The organism is Polyangium jinanense (genome assembly GCF_028435365.1).
Map to the genome: position 1 here is coordinate 26280 of NZ_JAGTJJ010000067.1, position 16187 is coordinate 42466.

The window sequence follows — 16187 nt, forward strand, 5'->3', positions numbered from 1 at the left end:
TGGAATTTGCCATGACGACGAGGTCTCTCTTTTCATTCGGTGCGCTTTTGCTCGCCCTGGGCCTGTCCGCCGGCTGCGCGAGCGGGACGCTTCCCCAGCACGTGGGCGAGGTGAACGACATTTTCGCGGCGCGAAACCGGCCCGATCTCGCCGTGTCCGTGCCCGGAGAGGACGAAGATTGGGAGAAAACCGCGGCGGAGGTGCCGAAGCTCCTCTCGAAGCCACTCGACGCCGACGGGGCCGTACGCATCGCGCTCGCGCAGAACCGCGAATTGCGCGCGGCCTTTTACGAGATCGGCATCGCCCGCGGTCGGTTCGTCCAGGCGGGCCTGCCGCCGAACCCCGAGATCGATCTCGGCGTCCGGCGCCCGAACGATCCGGCGCAGCCGCTCCAGCTCGACATCGGGATCGAATACAACCTCACCGGGCTCCTGATGCTCCCGCTGCGCAAGGGCGTCGCCGAGGCCGAGCTCGCGGCGGAGCGGCTGCGCGTCGCGGGGCAGGTGCTCGACATGGCCTACGCCACGCGGACGGCGTTTTACGCGGTCCAGGCGCGGCAGCAGGAGCTCGACCTCCGCGTCCGCGCGCTGAAAGCGTTCCAGGCCGGCTTTTCCGCGGCCGAGGAGCTCCACCGGGTCGGCAATCTCCCCGAGATGGATCTCGCCACCCAAAGGGCCGCGGTGGAGTCGGCGCGCGTGGATGTCGCGGAGGCGGAAAACCGCCTGCTCGACGCACGCGAAAACCTGAACGTCGCGCTGGGTTTGTCCGGCGGACAGACGGACTGGACCGTCGAGGCAAAGCTCCCGGATCCGCCGGCCGAAGCACTCCCCACCGAGCGAATCGAGCAACGCGCCGTCGCGGCGAGCTTCGAGCTCCAGGAGCTCGAGGCGCGCATGCGTGTCGCCTCGAAACGCGCCGGGCTCGCGCAAACCGAGGGCACCCTCCCCCACATCTCCGGCGGGTTCCACGGCGAGCGGGATGAGCTTGCGTGGGAGATCGGCGGCCACGTCACGGTAGGTTTGCCCATCTTCGATCGCAACCAGGGCACGGTTTTGAGCGCTCGTTCCGAATTCGGCGCGCAGCGCGAGCGGTATCTGGCGACCGCCACGTCGCTCCGCGCGACAACACGCTCCGCGCTGAATCGCGTCGAATCCGCGGGCCGACGCGCGCGCCATTACCGCGAGGCCGTCCTGCCGGCGCGCGAAAAGGCCCTCGCGGAGACGCTGCTCCAGTACAACGCCATGCAGGTCAGCGTCTTTCAGGTCCTCGAGAGCCAGCGCCAGGTCACGCAGTCGGGCCTCACCTACGTCGAGACGCTGCTCGATTACTGGAATGCGCGCGCGGCCCTCGATCAAATCCTCGCCGGCCGCCACCGCGGCCTCGCGCTTGGCCCCGCCGGCGCGTCGCGAACGAACCTCCCCTCCGGAAGCGACAGCGCTGCCGCCGGACACTGATTGCAAGGAAGAAACACCATGGATCGCCGCAAATTCGTCCAGTTCGGGGTCGCCGCCGGCAGCGCCTTGCTCGCCTCCCAAGCGTTTGGGCAGGACAAACCCGGCGCCGCGCCTCCGCGTCCCGCGCCGAAACGCGCCGTCTTCCCCGGCGGACAGGTCGCCGTCACCACGCCGAACGGCGTGACGTTGCCCCTCAAGGAAAAGGACGGCGTGAAGATCGGCCACCTCGTCGCCATGCCCGTGAAGCACACGTTCGCGCCGGGGCTCGAGGGCGATTGCTGGGGCTACAACGGCCGGACGATCGGTCCCACGATCGAGGTCGTCGAGGGCGATCGGGTGCGGTTTTACGTGACGAACAAGCTGCCCGAGCCGACCACGGTGCACTGGCACGGCGTGATCCTGCCGAACGGGATGGACGGCGTGTCGGGCTTGAACCAGCGCCCCATCAAGCCCGGGGAGACGTTCGTCTACGAGTTCACGTTCCGGCACGCCGGGACGTACATGTATCACCCCCATTACGACGAGATGACCCAGATGGCGCTCGGGATGATGGGGATGATCGTGGTGCACCCGAAGCGGCCGAAAGGCCCGCCGGTCGATCGGGATTTCGTGCTCATGACGCACGAGTGGAAGATCACGCCGGGCTCGCGCCGGCCGGATCCCAACGAGATGAATGATTTCAACGTGCTCACGTTCAATTCGAAAGCCTTCCCCGGGACCGAGCCGCTGCTCGTGGGCCGCGGCGAGCGCGTGCGCATCCGGTTCGGCAATCTCTCGGCGATGGATCACCACCCGATCCATTTCCACGGCCTGACCTTCGAGACCACCTGGACCGACGGCGGCGAAATCCCGGCCGCCGCGCGTCATCCAGAGACGACCGTGCTCGTGCCCGTCGGCAGCACGCGCGTCATCGAGTTCGTTCCCAACGAGCTCGGCGACTGGGCCTTCCATTGCCACATGACCCACCACGTGATGAACCAGATGGGCCACGGGATGCCCGTCATGGTCGGGGCCGACGCGCGGAAGATCGACCCCAAGGTGCAGAGCCTTTTGCCCGGTTACATGACGATGGGACAAACCGGCATGGGCGAAATGGCCGAGATGGGCATGCCCGTGCCGAAAAACTCGATCCCCATGGGCGGCGGGCCCGGTCCGTTCAGCTCGATCGACATGGGCGGCATGTTCACGATCCTGAAGGTCCGCGACAACCCCGAGACGGCCGATCCGAAAGGCTGGTACCAGCACCCCAAGGGCACCGTGGCCGATCGCGCGGAGGATGCGCAGTTGAAGGCGGATGGGATCGATCCGGATGTGAAGTTCGGCTGACCGCGCGAAGCCGCGCCCCCTTGCCGCTCCCGTCCCCTCGCGTGCGCCTCCCGCCGTCCGCGCTACGCTCGCCCCGCGATGATTGGCTCTGCGGTCACGGCCGTGCTCGGCCCGACGAACACCGGCAAGACGCACCGGGCCGTCGAGCGCATGCTGGAGCACGAGTCCGGGATGATCGGGCTGCCGCTCCGGCTGCTCGCGCGCGAGGTCTACGACCGCATCACGGCGCGCCTCGGGGAGGAGCGCGTCGCGCTCGTGACGGGCGAGGAAAAACGCATCCCGCGCCGGCCGCAATACTGGGTCTGCACGGTCGAGGCGATGCCGCGGAACCTCGAGGTCGAGTTCGTCGCGGTCGACGAGATCCAGCTCGCCTCGCATCCGCAGCGCGGGCACGTGTTCACCGAACGCCTGCTCGATGCCCGCGGCACGAAGGAGACCTGGTTCATGGGGGCCGCGTCGATGCAGCCGATCATCGCCGAGCTCCTGCCCGCGGCGCGGATCCAATCGTTCCCGCGCCTCAGCCGGCTCGCCTTCGCCGGGGCCGAGAAGCTCGCGCGGCTGCCGCAAAGGAGCGCGATCGTCGCGTTTTCCATGCAGGAGGTCTACGAGGTCGCCGAGCGGCTGCGGGCCACGCGCGGGGGCGCGGCCGTGGTGCTCGGGGCGCTCTCGCCGCGCACGCGCAATGCGCAGGTCGCGATGTTCCAGTCGGGCGAGGTCGAGTACATCGTCGCGACCGACGCCATCGGGATGGGGCTGAACCTCGACGTGAAACACGTGGCGTTCGCGGCGCTGCGCAAGTTCGACGGCCGCGACGTGCGCGACCTCGAAGCCGCGGAGATCGGGCAGATCGCCGGGCGCGCCGGGCGCTACACGAGTGATGGATCGTTCGGCACGCTCGCGCCGCTGACGCTGCCGCAGGGCCTCGCGAACGCCGTGGAGGCGCACAGGTTCCCTGCGGTGCGGCGGCTCGTCTGGCGAAACGCGGATCTCGACACGGGCTCGATCGATGGCCTGCTCGCCTCGCTCAAGCGCTCGCCGGGGCGACGCTCGCTCGTGCTGCAGGAGAGCGCCGAGGACGCGGCGGCGCTCGCGCGGCTGGCCCAGGATCCAGCGATCCGGGCGCGGGCGCAGGGCCCTGAGGCAGTGGAGCTGCTCTGGGAGGTTTGTCGGATCCCCGATTATCGCAAGCTGCTCTTCGAATCCCACGTCGCGCTGCTCGCCGAGATTTTCGCCCACCTCGCGGGGCCACGGGCGTGGATCGACGAGACGTGGATGGATGAGCGCGTGCGGGAGATCGATGATCCGGCCGGGGACATCGATACGCTCATCGCGCGGATCTCGGCGATCCGGACGTGGACGTACGTGTCGCATCAAGGCCGCTGGGTGAAGGATCCGGCGGCGTGGCAGGAGCGAACCGCGGCGATCGAGGATCGGCTGAGCGACGCGCTGCACGAGCGGCTGGTGCAGCGGTTCGTCGAGAAAAGCGGCGGCGGGAACAAGGCGCGAGCGGTACAGAGCCCCACGCGAAAAGCGGCGCCCACGCGGGCAGAGCTGCGGGCGATGGACAAGGCGAATCCGTTCGGCAAGCTCGCGGCGCTCAAAGCGCCGCAGGCGCGCGAGGCGGGCGGGGCTTCGACCGATGAGGCGCGCTGGGTGGAGTCCGTCGTCGCGGCGCGGCATGCGGCGATCGCGGTGGATGAATCGGGGCGGGTCACGTTCGAGGATGGGCGCGAGCTCGGGCGGCTCGTGCGGGGATCGAGCTTGCTCCTGCCGGACGTGAAGCTCGCGGCGTTGCCGGAGCTCGGCGCGGGGGCGCGGGCGCGGATCACGCGGCGGCTCGTGGCGTTCGCGCGCGACCTCGTGGAGGAGCTCTGCGCGCCCTTGCGAGCGCACGCGCCGCGCGGGCTCGGGGCCGCGGCGCGCGGGATCCTTTATCAGCTCGAACAGGGGCTCGGGACGGCGAGGGCCGAGGATGCGGCCGCGCAGATCGCCGAACTCGCGCTGGAAGACCGGGACAAACTCGCCGCGGCGGGCATCGTGGTGGGCGCGCGGGTGCTCTACGTGCCGGCGATGCTCAAGGGGCCAGCCCTGTCGCGGCGGAGCGCGCTCGTCTGCGCGTTCGCGGGGGCGAAGGCGCCGCGGGCGCCGGGGCCGAGCGTGGTGTCGATGCCGATCACGCGGCTCGCGGAGATGTCGCTCCACACGGCCGTGGGATATCCGGTCTTCGGGCCTCGCGCGGTGCGCGCGGACGTGGTCGAGAAAGTATTCGCGGCGATCGAGGCGGACGGGGGCCTGCCTCCGGCGGGAAAGCTCGCGGGATGGCTCGGGTGTCCGGCGAAAGAAGCGGCGAAGGTCGGCGCGGCGATCCTGGGCGAGGCGCGCGGTGAGGCGGAATCCCCGGAGCCCGACCGCGCCGCGAAAGCGTAAGATTTGCTCGAAAACGTGCGTTGGATCCGCGAGCCGCCTTGTGGCGCGGGGCGCCGGCATTTATAGTCAGGTGCCTACTTTTTTTCCTTAGCGGAGGTCCGTCTCATGCGTGACGCGTGGATGCGTGCGGGTTTGCTTTTGTGTGGCGTCGTGGGGATGACTGCGGGCTGTTTCCAGGTCCCGGCGGACGCGAGCGCGCCCGACAGGAACGAGTCCAGCGGCACCGGGGGCACGGGCGGCAGCGGCGGCGGGGGCGGCGATGGAACCTTCAGCTCCGGCGGCGCAGGCGGCTCGATGAGCGGCGGCGGCGACGACGACTGCGCGATCGGGCAATACCCCACGGTCGGCGAGATCCCCGCGGGCGCCACGGTGCGGTACGTGTCGTCGATCTGCACCGCGAAGCCCGGAGAGGGTGACGGCACGCGGGACAAACCCTTCGCGAGCCTGCAGGAGGCGGTGAAGGGCAGCGCGCCGGGTGACTACCTCGTGCTGATGAACAAGTCGATCTTCCCCGAAAACGTGGTGATCGACAAGCCGCTGACCATCCTCGGCACCGATCCCGAGACGCCCGCCGAGGAGGCCTCGATCATCGTGCAGGCGCCCGCCCCGAACGCGATCATCGTGCAATCGAAAGACGTCACGCTGCGCGGGCTCATCGTGCAGAACCCCCAGGGCGCCGGGATCTGGGTGCAAGGCGGCGCCGCGACGATCGACGCGTCGAAGGTGACGAAGGCCGAGAAGAGCGGCGGAACCGAGCTCGAGCGGGGGAACGGGATCCTCGCGACCGACGACGCGAGCATCATCGTGCAGCGCACGATCATCGTGCAATCGGACAACACGGGCGTGCTCATGCAGGGCTCGCGCGGCACGATCACGGGCAGCACGATCTCGGAGAACAAGGGCGTCGCCGGGATCTGGGTGCAGCGTTCGAGCGGGTTCGTGACGCTCTCGGGCAACATGATCGCGGCGAACGCGGGGACCGGCGTCTCGGTGCTGAGCTCGCGGGCGATCATCGTGCAGAACACGATCGGAGAGACCGCCGTCGGCGGAAACGGCGACGACCGCGCCGACGGGATCGTCGTGGCCGAGCATTTCGTGAATGGCGTGTCGGAGGGCTTCGCCGAGGCTTCGCTGCAAGGCAACGAGATCAGTGGCAATGCGCGGCTCGGCGTCCTGTTCTCGGGCGACGCGCGGGGCATCATCGTGCAGAACACCGTGAAGGGCAACGGCGCCGCGGACACGGCGAAGCGCGGCGCGGGCATCTGGGTGCAATCGGGCGCCGGCGCGCTCGCGCCGATCACGATCGAGCAGAACGTCGCCTCGGGCAATGGCTTCGCGAACATCGGCGTGGGCGGCAATTCTCGGGCGATCATCGTGCAGAACCCGTCGATCGGGAGCGCCATCGCAAAACCGTGGACGGCGAACGGCGTGACGGCGAACGCGGGCGAGGGCATCGTGGTGTTCGGCGGCGGTCACGCGTCGATCAAGAACAACGTGCTCGCGGCGAACGGGCGTTCGGCCGTTTTGCTAGAGGGCTCGGCGAGCGGCACGACGGTCCAGGGGAACACCATTTCGGGCAGTGAATACGCGATCATCGTGCAAAACACGCCCGAGATGCCCTTCCTCGAAATGAATACCCTCCTCGACAACGGGAAGATCGACATCGTCGCGGCCGGACAGGCCGGTCACCCCGTGCCCCACGAAACCTTCGATACGCCGTGAAAGGAAGGACGACCATGACGAACCGATTGCATTTCGTACGTCTGGCTGCACTGCTCGCCGCGCTGCCGATCGGGGGCTGCGGGGCTGACAATTCGCTGGCGACGCCCGCCTGCGGCACGTACGCCGACGCGCCCAAGAACGCGAGCAGCGTGGTGTACGTGTCCGCGACCTGCGGCGCGCGGGACGGAGACGGCTCGGAGGAGCGGCCATTCGCGAGCATTCAGCAGGGGATTGACGCGTCGGCCCAAGGCGGCGCGGTGCTCGTCGACGCCGGGACGTATGCCGAGAACCTGAGCATCACGAAGACCGTGGAGGTGCTCGGCGCGAACACGCGCGGCGAGCCGGAGAATGCGAGCATCATCGTGCAAGCGCCCTCGCCGTACGCGATCACGGTGGAGGGCTCGACCGTGGTCCTGCGCGGGATCATCGTGCAAAAGCCCCAGGGCGCCGGGATCTGGGTGCAGAAGAACGGCAACGCAGTGCTCCAGGACTCACGAATCGAGGGCACGGTCGCGGTGAACGAGGACGGCCACGGCGTGATGGCCACGGACAGCGGCAGCATCATCGTAGAGCGGTCGATCATCGTGCAATCCGAGGGCGCGGGCGTGTACGCCAACGCTGCCGCGGCGGCGAAGGTCGAGCGCAGCATCATCGTGCAAAACGGCGGCTTCGCGGGGATCTGGGTGCAGAGCACGCTCGGCGAGGTTTCGCTCGTGGGGAACGAGATTACCGAGAATGCCGAGGGCGGCATCACGATCCTCGGCACGCGCGCGATCATCGTGCAGAACCAGGTGAAGAACACGAAGAGCCGCATGTCCGGAGAGCTGGCGGACGGCATCCGGGTGATCGGCGACAGCTTGGTCGGCGAGGCCTACGTGGAGATCGGCGGCGAGAAGCCCGAGAGCAAGAACGTGATCGAGGGCAACGACCGCGTCGGGATTCTCTTCTCGGGCGAGAAGGCGCGCGGGATCATCGTGCAAAACGAGGTGGTCGCCAACGCCGACGACACCAAGCGCGGCGCCGGGATCTGGGTGCAATCGAGCGCCGGCACCGCCCCGAACGAGGACCAGAGCGTGGGCATTCGAATCGCGCAGAACCGCGTCGAGGGGAACCATTACGTCGGGATCGGCGTGACCAACAATGCCCGGGCGATCATCGTGCAGAATCCCAGCATCAGCGGGACGATCGCAGGGGAAATCATGGCGAACGGGATTCCCACGAAGATCGGCGACGGGCTCGGCGTGTACGCGGGCGCAAGCGCGCACGTCGACAAGAACACGATCAGCTCGAACGCGCGCGTGGGCGCATTGTTCTTCGGGGCGGCGAATATGTGCGTCATGACGAACAACACGTTCGAGAAGAACAACGAGGGGTCGATCATCGTCCAGAACACGGACGGTCTCGCCCTCGATACGAACGAGACCGACGTCCCGCCGGTCGCGCCCGCCTTCCCGGTCGGCGTCGACACGTCCGATCTGTGATCCCACCCCGGCGGGCGCCGCCCTCGGCGCGCGCCCGCCTCCCCTTCTCTCAGCCCGATAACGACGCCGCGAGCGCCCTCGTCTCCTCGGCGAGCTTGCCCATGTTCGCCGATTCGAAGATCGAAATGCTCTCGTCGAGGAAACGGCTCGCCTCGGCGAGCGCCGATCCGTCGCCCTTCGCGCGCGCGTGGAGCACGCGCGCCATGGTGCGGCGCGCCGTGCCCCGCATGTAAGGTGAGCTCACGCGGTCCGCGAGCTCGATACAGCGCTCGGCATGCCCCTTCGCCGCGTCGAGCTCACCCGTGACGAGGTGGCATTCGGCGAGCGCGCGTTGCGCCTCGGCGAGGCCACGCAAAGAGCCGAGCCGCTGGTGCAGGACCTCGGCCCGCGAGAGCGTGCGAATGGCCGCGCGGGCGTCGCCGCGGGCGAGCTCGAGCTCGCCGACGTTGCTCAGGATGACCGAGCGGTGCTGGACGAGGTCCCAGCGCTCGGTCTGTTCGAGCGCCGCCCGCCAGGTGGATTCGGCCAGATCGAGGCGGCCGCGGAAGTAATGGAGCGCGGCGAGCCCGTTGTAAGCGTCGACGGCCTCGACGGGCGCGTTCGCCGCGATGGCGCGATCGATGGCCCGCTGGTAGGTCGGCTCGCCCTCGTCGTACCGGCCGGTGTGCAGATAGCCGTTCCCGAGGACGCGGTAGGCCGACGAGAGCGCCCGCTCCCACTCCTGTGTGCGCGCGGCGGCGTCGCCTTTTTCGTGCGATTCGAGGACGCGGCGAAGGCGCTCGGCGCAATCGCGGTGATCCCCGAGGTGCACGCTCGCCCCCATCGCGCCCGTGAGCGCTCTGAGCGCGAGCAGGCTCTCGTCCTCGCCGAGCCATTGTTCTGCTCGGACAAACGATTCTCGTGCATCCGCATAACGCCCGCGGTGTTCGAGCGCCCAGCCTTTTTCGATGGCCACGCGAGCCTTTTCGTCGGCGAAATCGTCGCGGTCACCGGCGCGGGCGAGCGCGTCGTCGGCGACCTCGATGGCGCGCGCGAGGCTGCCCGCGAGCACGAGCTCGTGCGCGAGGCTGCCCGCGAGCGAGAGGAGCTCGCCGAGCCGCGTGGCCTCGTCCATGGCCGAGGCGGGCATTTCGAGGAGGATCTCGCGCGCCGCTTCGAGCATCCTGACGGCCTCCTCGATGGCGTGGGTGCGAATGGCGCGCTCCGCGGCGCGGCGCTTGTACGGCAAGGCGAGGGCGAGCTCGCCGGCCTCGCGGAAATGGTGGCCGATGAGGTCGTCGTGCGGGCCGGGAGAGCCGCCCGTGGCGCGCTCGAGCCAGAGCGCCGCGGCCCGGTGGAGCGCGCGCCTTCGCGCCTTGGGCACGCGCCGCTGCGCGACCTCCTGCAAGGCCGCCTGCGTGAACGCATAATCGAGCTCGCCGGCCAGCATCGCGTCGCGTCGCTGTGCGAAGATGCCGCGGCGCACGAGCTCGGCGAGCGAGCGCGGCTCGAAGCGCCCTTCCAGGAGCTCGCCGAGCAGCGACGGCCAGAACCTCCGGCCCGCCACGGCCGCGGCCTCCACGGCCTCGCTGAGGCGCGGTTCGAGCCGATCGAGACGGCCAAGGAGGAGCTGCTCCAGCGTCTCGGGCAGGCGCACGCTCGCCGCCCGCGACGAGGAGAGCCGCCACGTGCCCTCGCCGACGACGAGCACGCCCTCGTCGACGAGCTGGTGCACGGTCTCCTCGACGATCAGCGGCACGCCGCCCGCGAGCGCCGCGATCTGCCGCACGAGCCCCGCGGGGACGTCGATGAGCGCGCGGAGGACGTGCCGGATGAGCGCCTCGCACGCGTCGTCTTCGAGCGGCTCGACCGGGATCGTGACGGTGCCCGCGGCATCGCGGAGGAACGAGAGATCCGGCGCGGCGGCGCCCTCGGCGCGGCTCACCAGGACAAACAGCGCGGGGCAACCCGCGAGGCGCTCGATCACGTGGCCGAGCAGCGCCTTCGTGGTCGCCGTGGCCCACGCGAAGTCTTCGAGCAAAAAGAGCAGCGGCGTGCGGGTCGCGAGCCTGCGGTAGGCCTCGGCCACGGCGTCGAAGAGGACCTTTTTCTGCGCCTCGTCGCCGGCCACGACATCGCGATCGGCGGTCGCGTCGCCGCTCGTGCCCACGCCGAGCAGCGCGCCGATCCTCCGGCCGAGCTCGACCTCGGCCTCGCCGAGCGTCGTGGGATCGACGGCGCAGTAGCGGCGAATGTAGTGATCGAGCTTGGCGCGGACCTGCTCGGGGCCGTCGTCGTCGACGACCCGCGCGCGGTGGCGGATGGCCTGGAGAAACGGCTCGTACGGGACGCCTTGCCCCGCCGGGGTCGAGCGGCCCATCTCGAAGTAGTAACTCTCGCCCTCGCGCTCTTCGAGCTCCTCGACGAGCGCCATGCCGAGCCGGCTCTTGCCGACGCCCGCGGGCCCGGTGACGACGACGACCTCGGGCTTCTGCTCCATGCGGGCCCGCGCGAGGACGGCGCGCAGGACGGAGAGCTCTTCGTCGCGCCCGATGAGCGAGATGCGGACGCCGTGGATCTCGTTCGTCCCGAGGTACGCGGTGGATTTTTTCGACACGACGCGGCGGCCGGGGACGTCGGCGCCCGCGCTCGTGGTCTCGTAGAGGCCGCGGACGCGGCGGAGGACGGCGTGCGTCGCGACAATCTCGCCGGAGGAAGCCGCGCGCGCAAGACCGCGGGCCTCGAAGACGGGCGCGCCCGAGACGAAGGGGACGCCGCCGCCACGCGGCTGGGTGGAGACGACGCGGCCGGCATCGATGCCGAGGCGCACGCCAAGCTTGAACGAGGGCGGGAACGTGGGGTCGGAGGAGAGCGCGCCGAGCGCGGCGCGGAGCGAGAGGGCGGCGTCGAGGGCGCGCTCGGCGTCGTTCTCGGCAGCGCCCTCGGGCCCGAAGAGGCAAAGCGCACGATCGGTGAAGGGCCCGATGGTCTCGCCGCCATGACGCGCGAGGACCTGCTCGAGGCGCGCGCCGACGACGGCGAGGCAGTCGAGGTGCTCTTCCAGATCGACCGAAGCGTCGAGCGCGGCGAGCGTGAGGTCGACGTAGAGGACCGTGGCGCTGCGGACCGAGCGCGCGTCCTTGGCCTCCCGGGGCGCCCACGCGCCCGAGCCGACGGCCGTGGGGAAAGGTCGCGACGCGCCTTCGAGGAGCGAGGTCACGCCGGGCAAAGGCCCGAGGGTGCCGTCGGCGCCCACGACGATGGTCTCGGAGAGCTCGATCGGCGCGGGAGAAGACGGGCTCGGGGGGCGATCGGCGACGGCGCCCGCGGCCGCGTCGAGGGATCGGAGCTCGCGCAAAAGCTCGTGCGTGAAGTGCTCGACGGTCTGGTAGCGGTCACCGGGGTTTGTCCGGAGCGCTCGGCCGATGACGGCGTCGATGCCCGCGGAGATGCCGAGGTCCGGGCGGAGGCGCGAGGGCAAGGTCAGGGTGCCTTCGAGGCGCACGGCGAAGAGGCGCGCGAGGCCGCCGGACTCGTCGAAAGGCCGCGCCCCCGTGAGGAGTTCGCAGGCCATAATCCCGAGCGCGTAGATGTCCGCACGCCCGTCGACGTCGTTCGCCTCGATCTGCTCGGGCGCCATGTACGCGGGTGTGCCGCTCACCTGGCCGTCGACGGCGAGCTCGGGGCCGCCGCCATCGAGGCCAAACGCCTTGGCCACGCCGAAGTCGACGACCTTCACGAAACACGCGTCGCCCGCGAGGGTCGTGAGCAGCACGTTGCCGGGCTTCAGGTCGCGATGGACGATCCCGCTCCGGTGGGCCTCTGCGACGGCGCTGCCGACCTGGGCCATCACGTGGCCGACGAGCGCGGGCTCGAGCCGGCCCACGCGGCGCAGGCGTTCGTCGAGCGACTCGCCGCGCACGTACTCCATCACGATGTAGTGCAGCTCGGTCGAGGCGCTGCCGAAGGCGTGGACGACGACCACGTTCGGGTGGCTTAGGCGGGCGAGCAGGCGCGCTTCGCGGCGGAAACGCGCGTCGGTCTCGAGGAGCGTGGACAGCTCGGGGCGCAGGATCTTGATCGCGACGAATCGATCGAGGGCGAGATCACTCGCGAGCAGCACCTCGCCCATCCCACCGGCGCCGAGGCGCTTGATGATCTGGTACTTCTGCCCGAGGACCGTTCCGGGGGTGAGTTTTGCCGTGTCGATGACGCCCCTCGTGGGCCCCGAAAGACCTCCCCCGATCCCCGTGGGCCGTGTTCGCCCGTCGTACCATACCGGCGAGCACCGCGTCACGAGGGTCGCGCGGGGCTACTGAAACAGGAACGAATGCCAGTACGCGAGGACCTCGCGGACGATGAACCACGGCTCCTTCAAGAGCCGCCGGCTCATGCGCGCGGGCACCGTGTACACGGCCACGCCGGCGCGCTCGAAGAGCATCTTCACCCGCGGCTCGTGATAATAATGCGTCACCGCGATCGCTCGCGAAAACCCGTGGCGACGCATCAAGAGCGCGCCGTTGCGCGCCGTCCACGAGGACGTGATGCCCGCCTCGTCGAGGATCACCGCGTCCTTGGGCACACCCGCCGCGACCGCGCGCGCCCGCATCACCTCGGGCTCCGAAAAACCATTGTGGTCGTCGACGGCGCCGCTCATCACGAGCGCCCCGACGAGCCCCTGCTGGTAGAGGCGAATCGCCTCGTCCACGCGATCCGAGAGCGCGAGCGAGGGCGTGCCGTCGTCCCAGACACGCGCCCCGAACACAATCGCGCAGTCCGCACGGCGCTCGTACCGCGTCGGGCCGAGCGTGACCATGAGGAGAAGCGGCATGGCCACGAAGCTCGCCGCCGTCACGGCCCCGCACGCGGCCGCTCGCGCGAGCGTCCATCGAGGGCGATCCGCGCGATCCGTCGCGATGCTCGCCGCGAGCGCGGAGAGACAAACCAGGACGACCAGGGAAGCCGGTACAAACGCCGGGCCGTGGATCGCCCCGCTCGCGAGGACGCCGTAAAACGTGGCGACGTCGCGCACGGCGAGCGCGGCCCCGATCCCGACCACGATCGCCCCGCCAAGGCGCGCCCACGCCGGGCGGAGCGGCCGCACTGCGTGCCACAGAAGGACAACGGCGGAGGCGAGCTCGAGGGCGCGGAAGATCGGCCGCGGCAGATCCGCGTCGCCGAGCCAGGTGTGTGTCGAATCGAAGGGAGGCCGCACGACCTCGCCCGCGAGGTTCACGAGGGCGAGCAGGCCGACCGCGAGGCCCACGCCGCGCAAGGCGAAGGCGGCGTGGGAGCGAAGACGAGAGGCGCGCGAGATCAGGTGATCGTCGGCGGGTTCGAGATGCGGGGCAGGCGCGTGCTCGGCGACGCGCCGCTCTTCGAAGACGGCGCCGCCTGCGAGTTCGCGCCGCCGTAGAGGGCCTGGATCGAGGCCGGCATGCGCGAGCCGGGCGGCATCGACGGGCGGCCCATCGGCGGGCGGTACGAGGGACGCTTGACCGCGGGCATGCGATGCGCGCTGCCGCGGCGCGAGAGCGGCGTGCGGAGCGAGAGCGGCGCGACCTCGTTCGCCGCGTCCTTCATGACCTTCGCGAGCACGCCGTACACCGTGGCCCACGCTTCGTGGACCTCGGGCGTGAACGCCTCGCCGAGGCCCTTTTCCAGCGTCCAGAGGAGCGCCGCGCCGACCGTATCGTAGTGATCGTCGCGCACACCGTAGGCCAGGTGGCGGCGACCGAGCGCCTGGACGGTCGGGATCAGCGCATCGAGGCGATCGAGCGCCTGGACCGCCACCTTCAGCGTGGACATGAGCTTCTTGCCCTGGTCCTTCATGTCGCCCCGGAAGAGGGGCTTGAGAGACGGATCGACCTCGAAGAGCCGGCCGTAAAATAGTCCGGCGGCCACGTCCGCAATCGGCGCGACCATCTCGAAGGTCTTCTGGACCAGAAGCTTCTGCTCGTTGTTCATCGTTTCCTCGCGGTCAGCCCTGTTGTCCGGGCGGAGAGATGCTTCGGCGACCACCAGCGCAAAGACCTCTATCCAAGATCTGCGCCGACGTTTCACCCTAGCATGGGTCGGGCAGGCACCGACAGTATTTGTTGCGAGGACGCCAAGCACATCGTGTCCACCGCGCATCCTCCGCGCCCCGACGGGAAGCCCGCAACCTTTGCGTCCCAACGACATGGATGTCGCGCCGAACGGCAAAACGTGCGGGCTCGCGGGGCACGAAGGTCAGACGGGAATGATGCCGCGCTTCTTGAAGGGCCGCTCGATGCGCTTGTGCCGCGCGAGCTCGAGGCCCCAGGCCACGGCGCGCCGCGTGTCACGCGGATCGATGACGTCGTCGATGAGGCCCCAGCCGGCGACCTTCATGATGTCGATGTTCTTCTGGAGCATGTCGACCATCTGCTGCTTGACCTCCGGCGGCGGCGGGGCGTCGCCGAAGAGCTTGCGCGCGGCGATGCCAAGCATGCCCTCGGGGCCCATGACGCTGATCTCGCCGGTCGGCCACCCGACGATGAGGTCCGGCTCGTAGGCACGGCCGCACATCACGTAATAGCCGGCGCCATAAGCCTTGCGCACGACGACCGTGACCTTGGGGACGGTCGCGGCGCTCATGACGTGCAGCATCTTGGCCCCGTGCCGGATGATGCCCTCGTGCTCGACCTTCGAGCCGATCATGAACCCAGGTACGTCCTGGAGGAACACGAGCGGGATGTTGAAGGCGTCGCAGATCTGCATGAACCGCGCGGCCTTGTCGGACGAGTCGACGTCGAGCACGCCGCCCATGTGGTTCGGCTGGTTCGCCACGATGCCGACACTCTGGCCGCCGATGCGCGCGAGACACGTGATGATCTGGCGCGCGAAGCGGGGCTTGATGTCGAAATACTCGCCGTGATCCACGATCGCCGCGATGAGCTTGTACATGTCGTACGCTTTGCGCGGGTTCTCGGGGAGCAGGTCGAGCAGCGACTCCTCGCGGCGATCCGTGGGGTCGGTCGCGGCGAGGCGCGGCGGCTCCTCCTCGCAATGCGACGGGAAAAACGAGAGGTATTTCTTGATCGCCGCGATGCATTCGGCGTCGTTCTTGAATTCGCCGTCGCCGACGCCGCTCTTCGTGGAATGGACCTTCGAGCCGCCGAGGTCCTGCTCGGAGATGTCCTCGCCGGTCATGGCCTTGACGAGCGGCGGGCCGCCGAGGGCCATCGAGCCGATGTCCTTCACCATCGGAACGAAATCGGCGAGGCCCGGAATGTAGGCCGTGCCCGCGGCGCCGGGGCCGACCATCGCCGCGACCTGCGGGACGACGCCGCTCATCACGACCTGCTCGCGGAAGAGGTGGCCGCTGCCCGCGAAGAGCGAGATCGTGTCGGGGTGGCTCGATCCCGGGTCGATACGCGCGCCGGCCGAATCGATGAACCACACCATGGGCCAGCGGCCGCGCAGGGCCATCTGGCGCAGGCGCGTGACCTTTTCCTCGCCGGTATGGCCGATGCTGCCGCCCTTGACCGTGAAATCATAGGCGGCGGCGCAGACCATACGGCCGTCGACCTTGCCGAAGGCGCAGACGACGGCGTCGGCCGGCGTGCGATCCTTGCCGTCGCCCGCGGCGAGGCCCATCTGCGTGCCATGCATGCCGACCTCGAAATGGACGCCGTCGTCGAAGAACGCGGCGAGCCTCTCGCGGGCGGTCATCTTGCCGCGCGAATGTTGCTTCGCGACCTTGTCCTCGCCGCCCATCTTGCGCACCTCGGCGCGCCGGGCCTCGAGGTCCTTCAAGAGCTCACGCATGTCCATG

9 protein-coding genes are annotated in these 16187 nt (G+C 69.6%); 5 read left to right on the forward strand and 4 right to left on the reverse strand.

Going from position 1 to position 16187, the window contains the following annotated elements:
• Positions 1-11: 11 nt before the first annotated feature.
• From KEG57_RS47525 to KEG57_RS47545, 5 genes are all read left to right on the forward strand, one after another.
• Entirely contained in the window at positions 12-1454 is a 1443-nt protein-coding gene (locus KEG57_RS47525; RefSeq protein ID WP_272422683.1) for a TolC family protein, read from the forward strand.
• 18 nt (positions 1455-1472) lie between these two features.
• A complete protein-coding gene (locus KEG57_RS47530) occupies positions 1473-2780 on the forward strand; it encodes a multicopper oxidase family protein (RefSeq protein ID WP_272422682.1) in 1308 nt (435 codons plus the stop codon).
• 78 nt (positions 2781-2858) lie between these two features.
• On the forward strand, positions 2859-5207 hold the full coding sequence (locus KEG57_RS47535; RefSeq protein ID WP_272422681.1) for a helicase-related protein: 2349 nt from the start codon (positions 2859-2861) through the stop codon (positions 5205-5207).
• Positions 5208-5312: 105 nt separating this feature from the next.
• A complete protein-coding gene (locus KEG57_RS47540) occupies positions 5313-6929 on the forward strand; it encodes a right-handed parallel beta-helix repeat-containing protein (RefSeq protein ID WP_272422680.1) in 1617 nt (538 codons plus the stop codon).
• 14 nt (positions 6930-6943) lie between these two features.
• Complete coding sequence (locus tag KEG57_RS47545; RefSeq protein ID WP_272422679.1) at positions 6944-8410, forward strand: right-handed parallel beta-helix repeat-containing protein; 1467 nt, start codon at positions 6944-6946, stop codon at positions 8408-8410.
• Positions 8411-8459: 49 nt separating this feature from the next.
• Here KEG57_RS47545 and KEG57_RS55970 read toward each other — a convergent pair whose 3' ends face one another.
• The 4 genes from KEG57_RS55970 to KEG57_RS47565 form a co-directional block, all read right to left on the reverse strand.
• On the reverse strand, positions 8460-12686 hold the full coding sequence (locus tag KEG57_RS55970) for a serine/threonine-protein kinase (RefSeq protein WP_272422678.1): 4227 nt from the start codon (positions 12684-12686) through the stop codon (positions 8460-8462).
• A gap of 15 nt (positions 12687-12701) precedes the next feature.
• Complete coding sequence (locus tag KEG57_RS47555) at positions 12702-13655, reverse strand: YdcF family protein (RefSeq protein ID WP_272422843.1); 954 nt, start codon at positions 13653-13655, stop codon at positions 12702-12704.
• Between the two features lie 50 nt (positions 13656-13705).
• Entirely contained in the window at positions 13706-14356 is a 651-nt protein-coding gene (locus KEG57_RS47560; protein ID WP_272422677.1) for a globin family protein, read from the reverse strand.
• 264 nt (positions 14357-14620) lie between these two features.
• Positions 14621-16180 carry an acyl-CoA carboxylase subunit beta gene (locus tag KEG57_RS47565; RefSeq protein ID WP_272459757.1) on the reverse strand — a complete coding sequence of 520 codons (1560 nt, stop codon included), beginning with the start codon at positions 16178-16180 and terminating at the stop codon, positions 14621-14623.
• Positions 16181-16187 lie beyond the last annotated feature (7 nt).

Bases quoted from the DNA above. Each gene is read 5' to 3' on its own strand.
- KEG57_RS47530 (WP_272422682.1), top strand. From the start codon at position 1,473: ATGGATCGCCGCAAATTCGTCCAGTTCGGGGTCGCCGCCGGCAGCGCC.
- KEG57_RS47535 (WP_272422681.1), top strand. From the start codon at position 2,859: ATGATTGGCTCTGCGGTCACGGCCGTGCTCGGCCCGACGAACACCGGC.
- KEG57_RS47565 (WP_272459757.1), bottom strand. From the start codon at position 16,180: ATGCGTGAGCTCTTGAAGGACCTCGAGGCCCGGCGCGCCGAGGTGCGC.
- KEG57_RS47545 (WP_272422679.1), top strand. From the start codon at position 6,944: ATGACGAACCGATTGCATTTCGTACGTCTGGCTGCACTGCTCGCCGCG.
- KEG57_RS47540 (WP_272422680.1), top strand. From the start codon at position 5,313: ATGCGTGACGCGTGGATGCGTGCGGGTTTGCTTTTGTGTGGCGTCGTG.
- KEG57_RS47560 (WP_272422677.1), bottom strand. From the start codon at position 14,356: ATGAACAACGAGCAGAAGCTTCTGGTCCAGAAGACCTTCGAGATGGTC.
- KEG57_RS47525 (WP_272422683.1), top strand. From the start codon at position 12: ATGACGACGAGGTCTCTCTTTTCATTCGGTGCGCTTTTGCTCGCCCTG.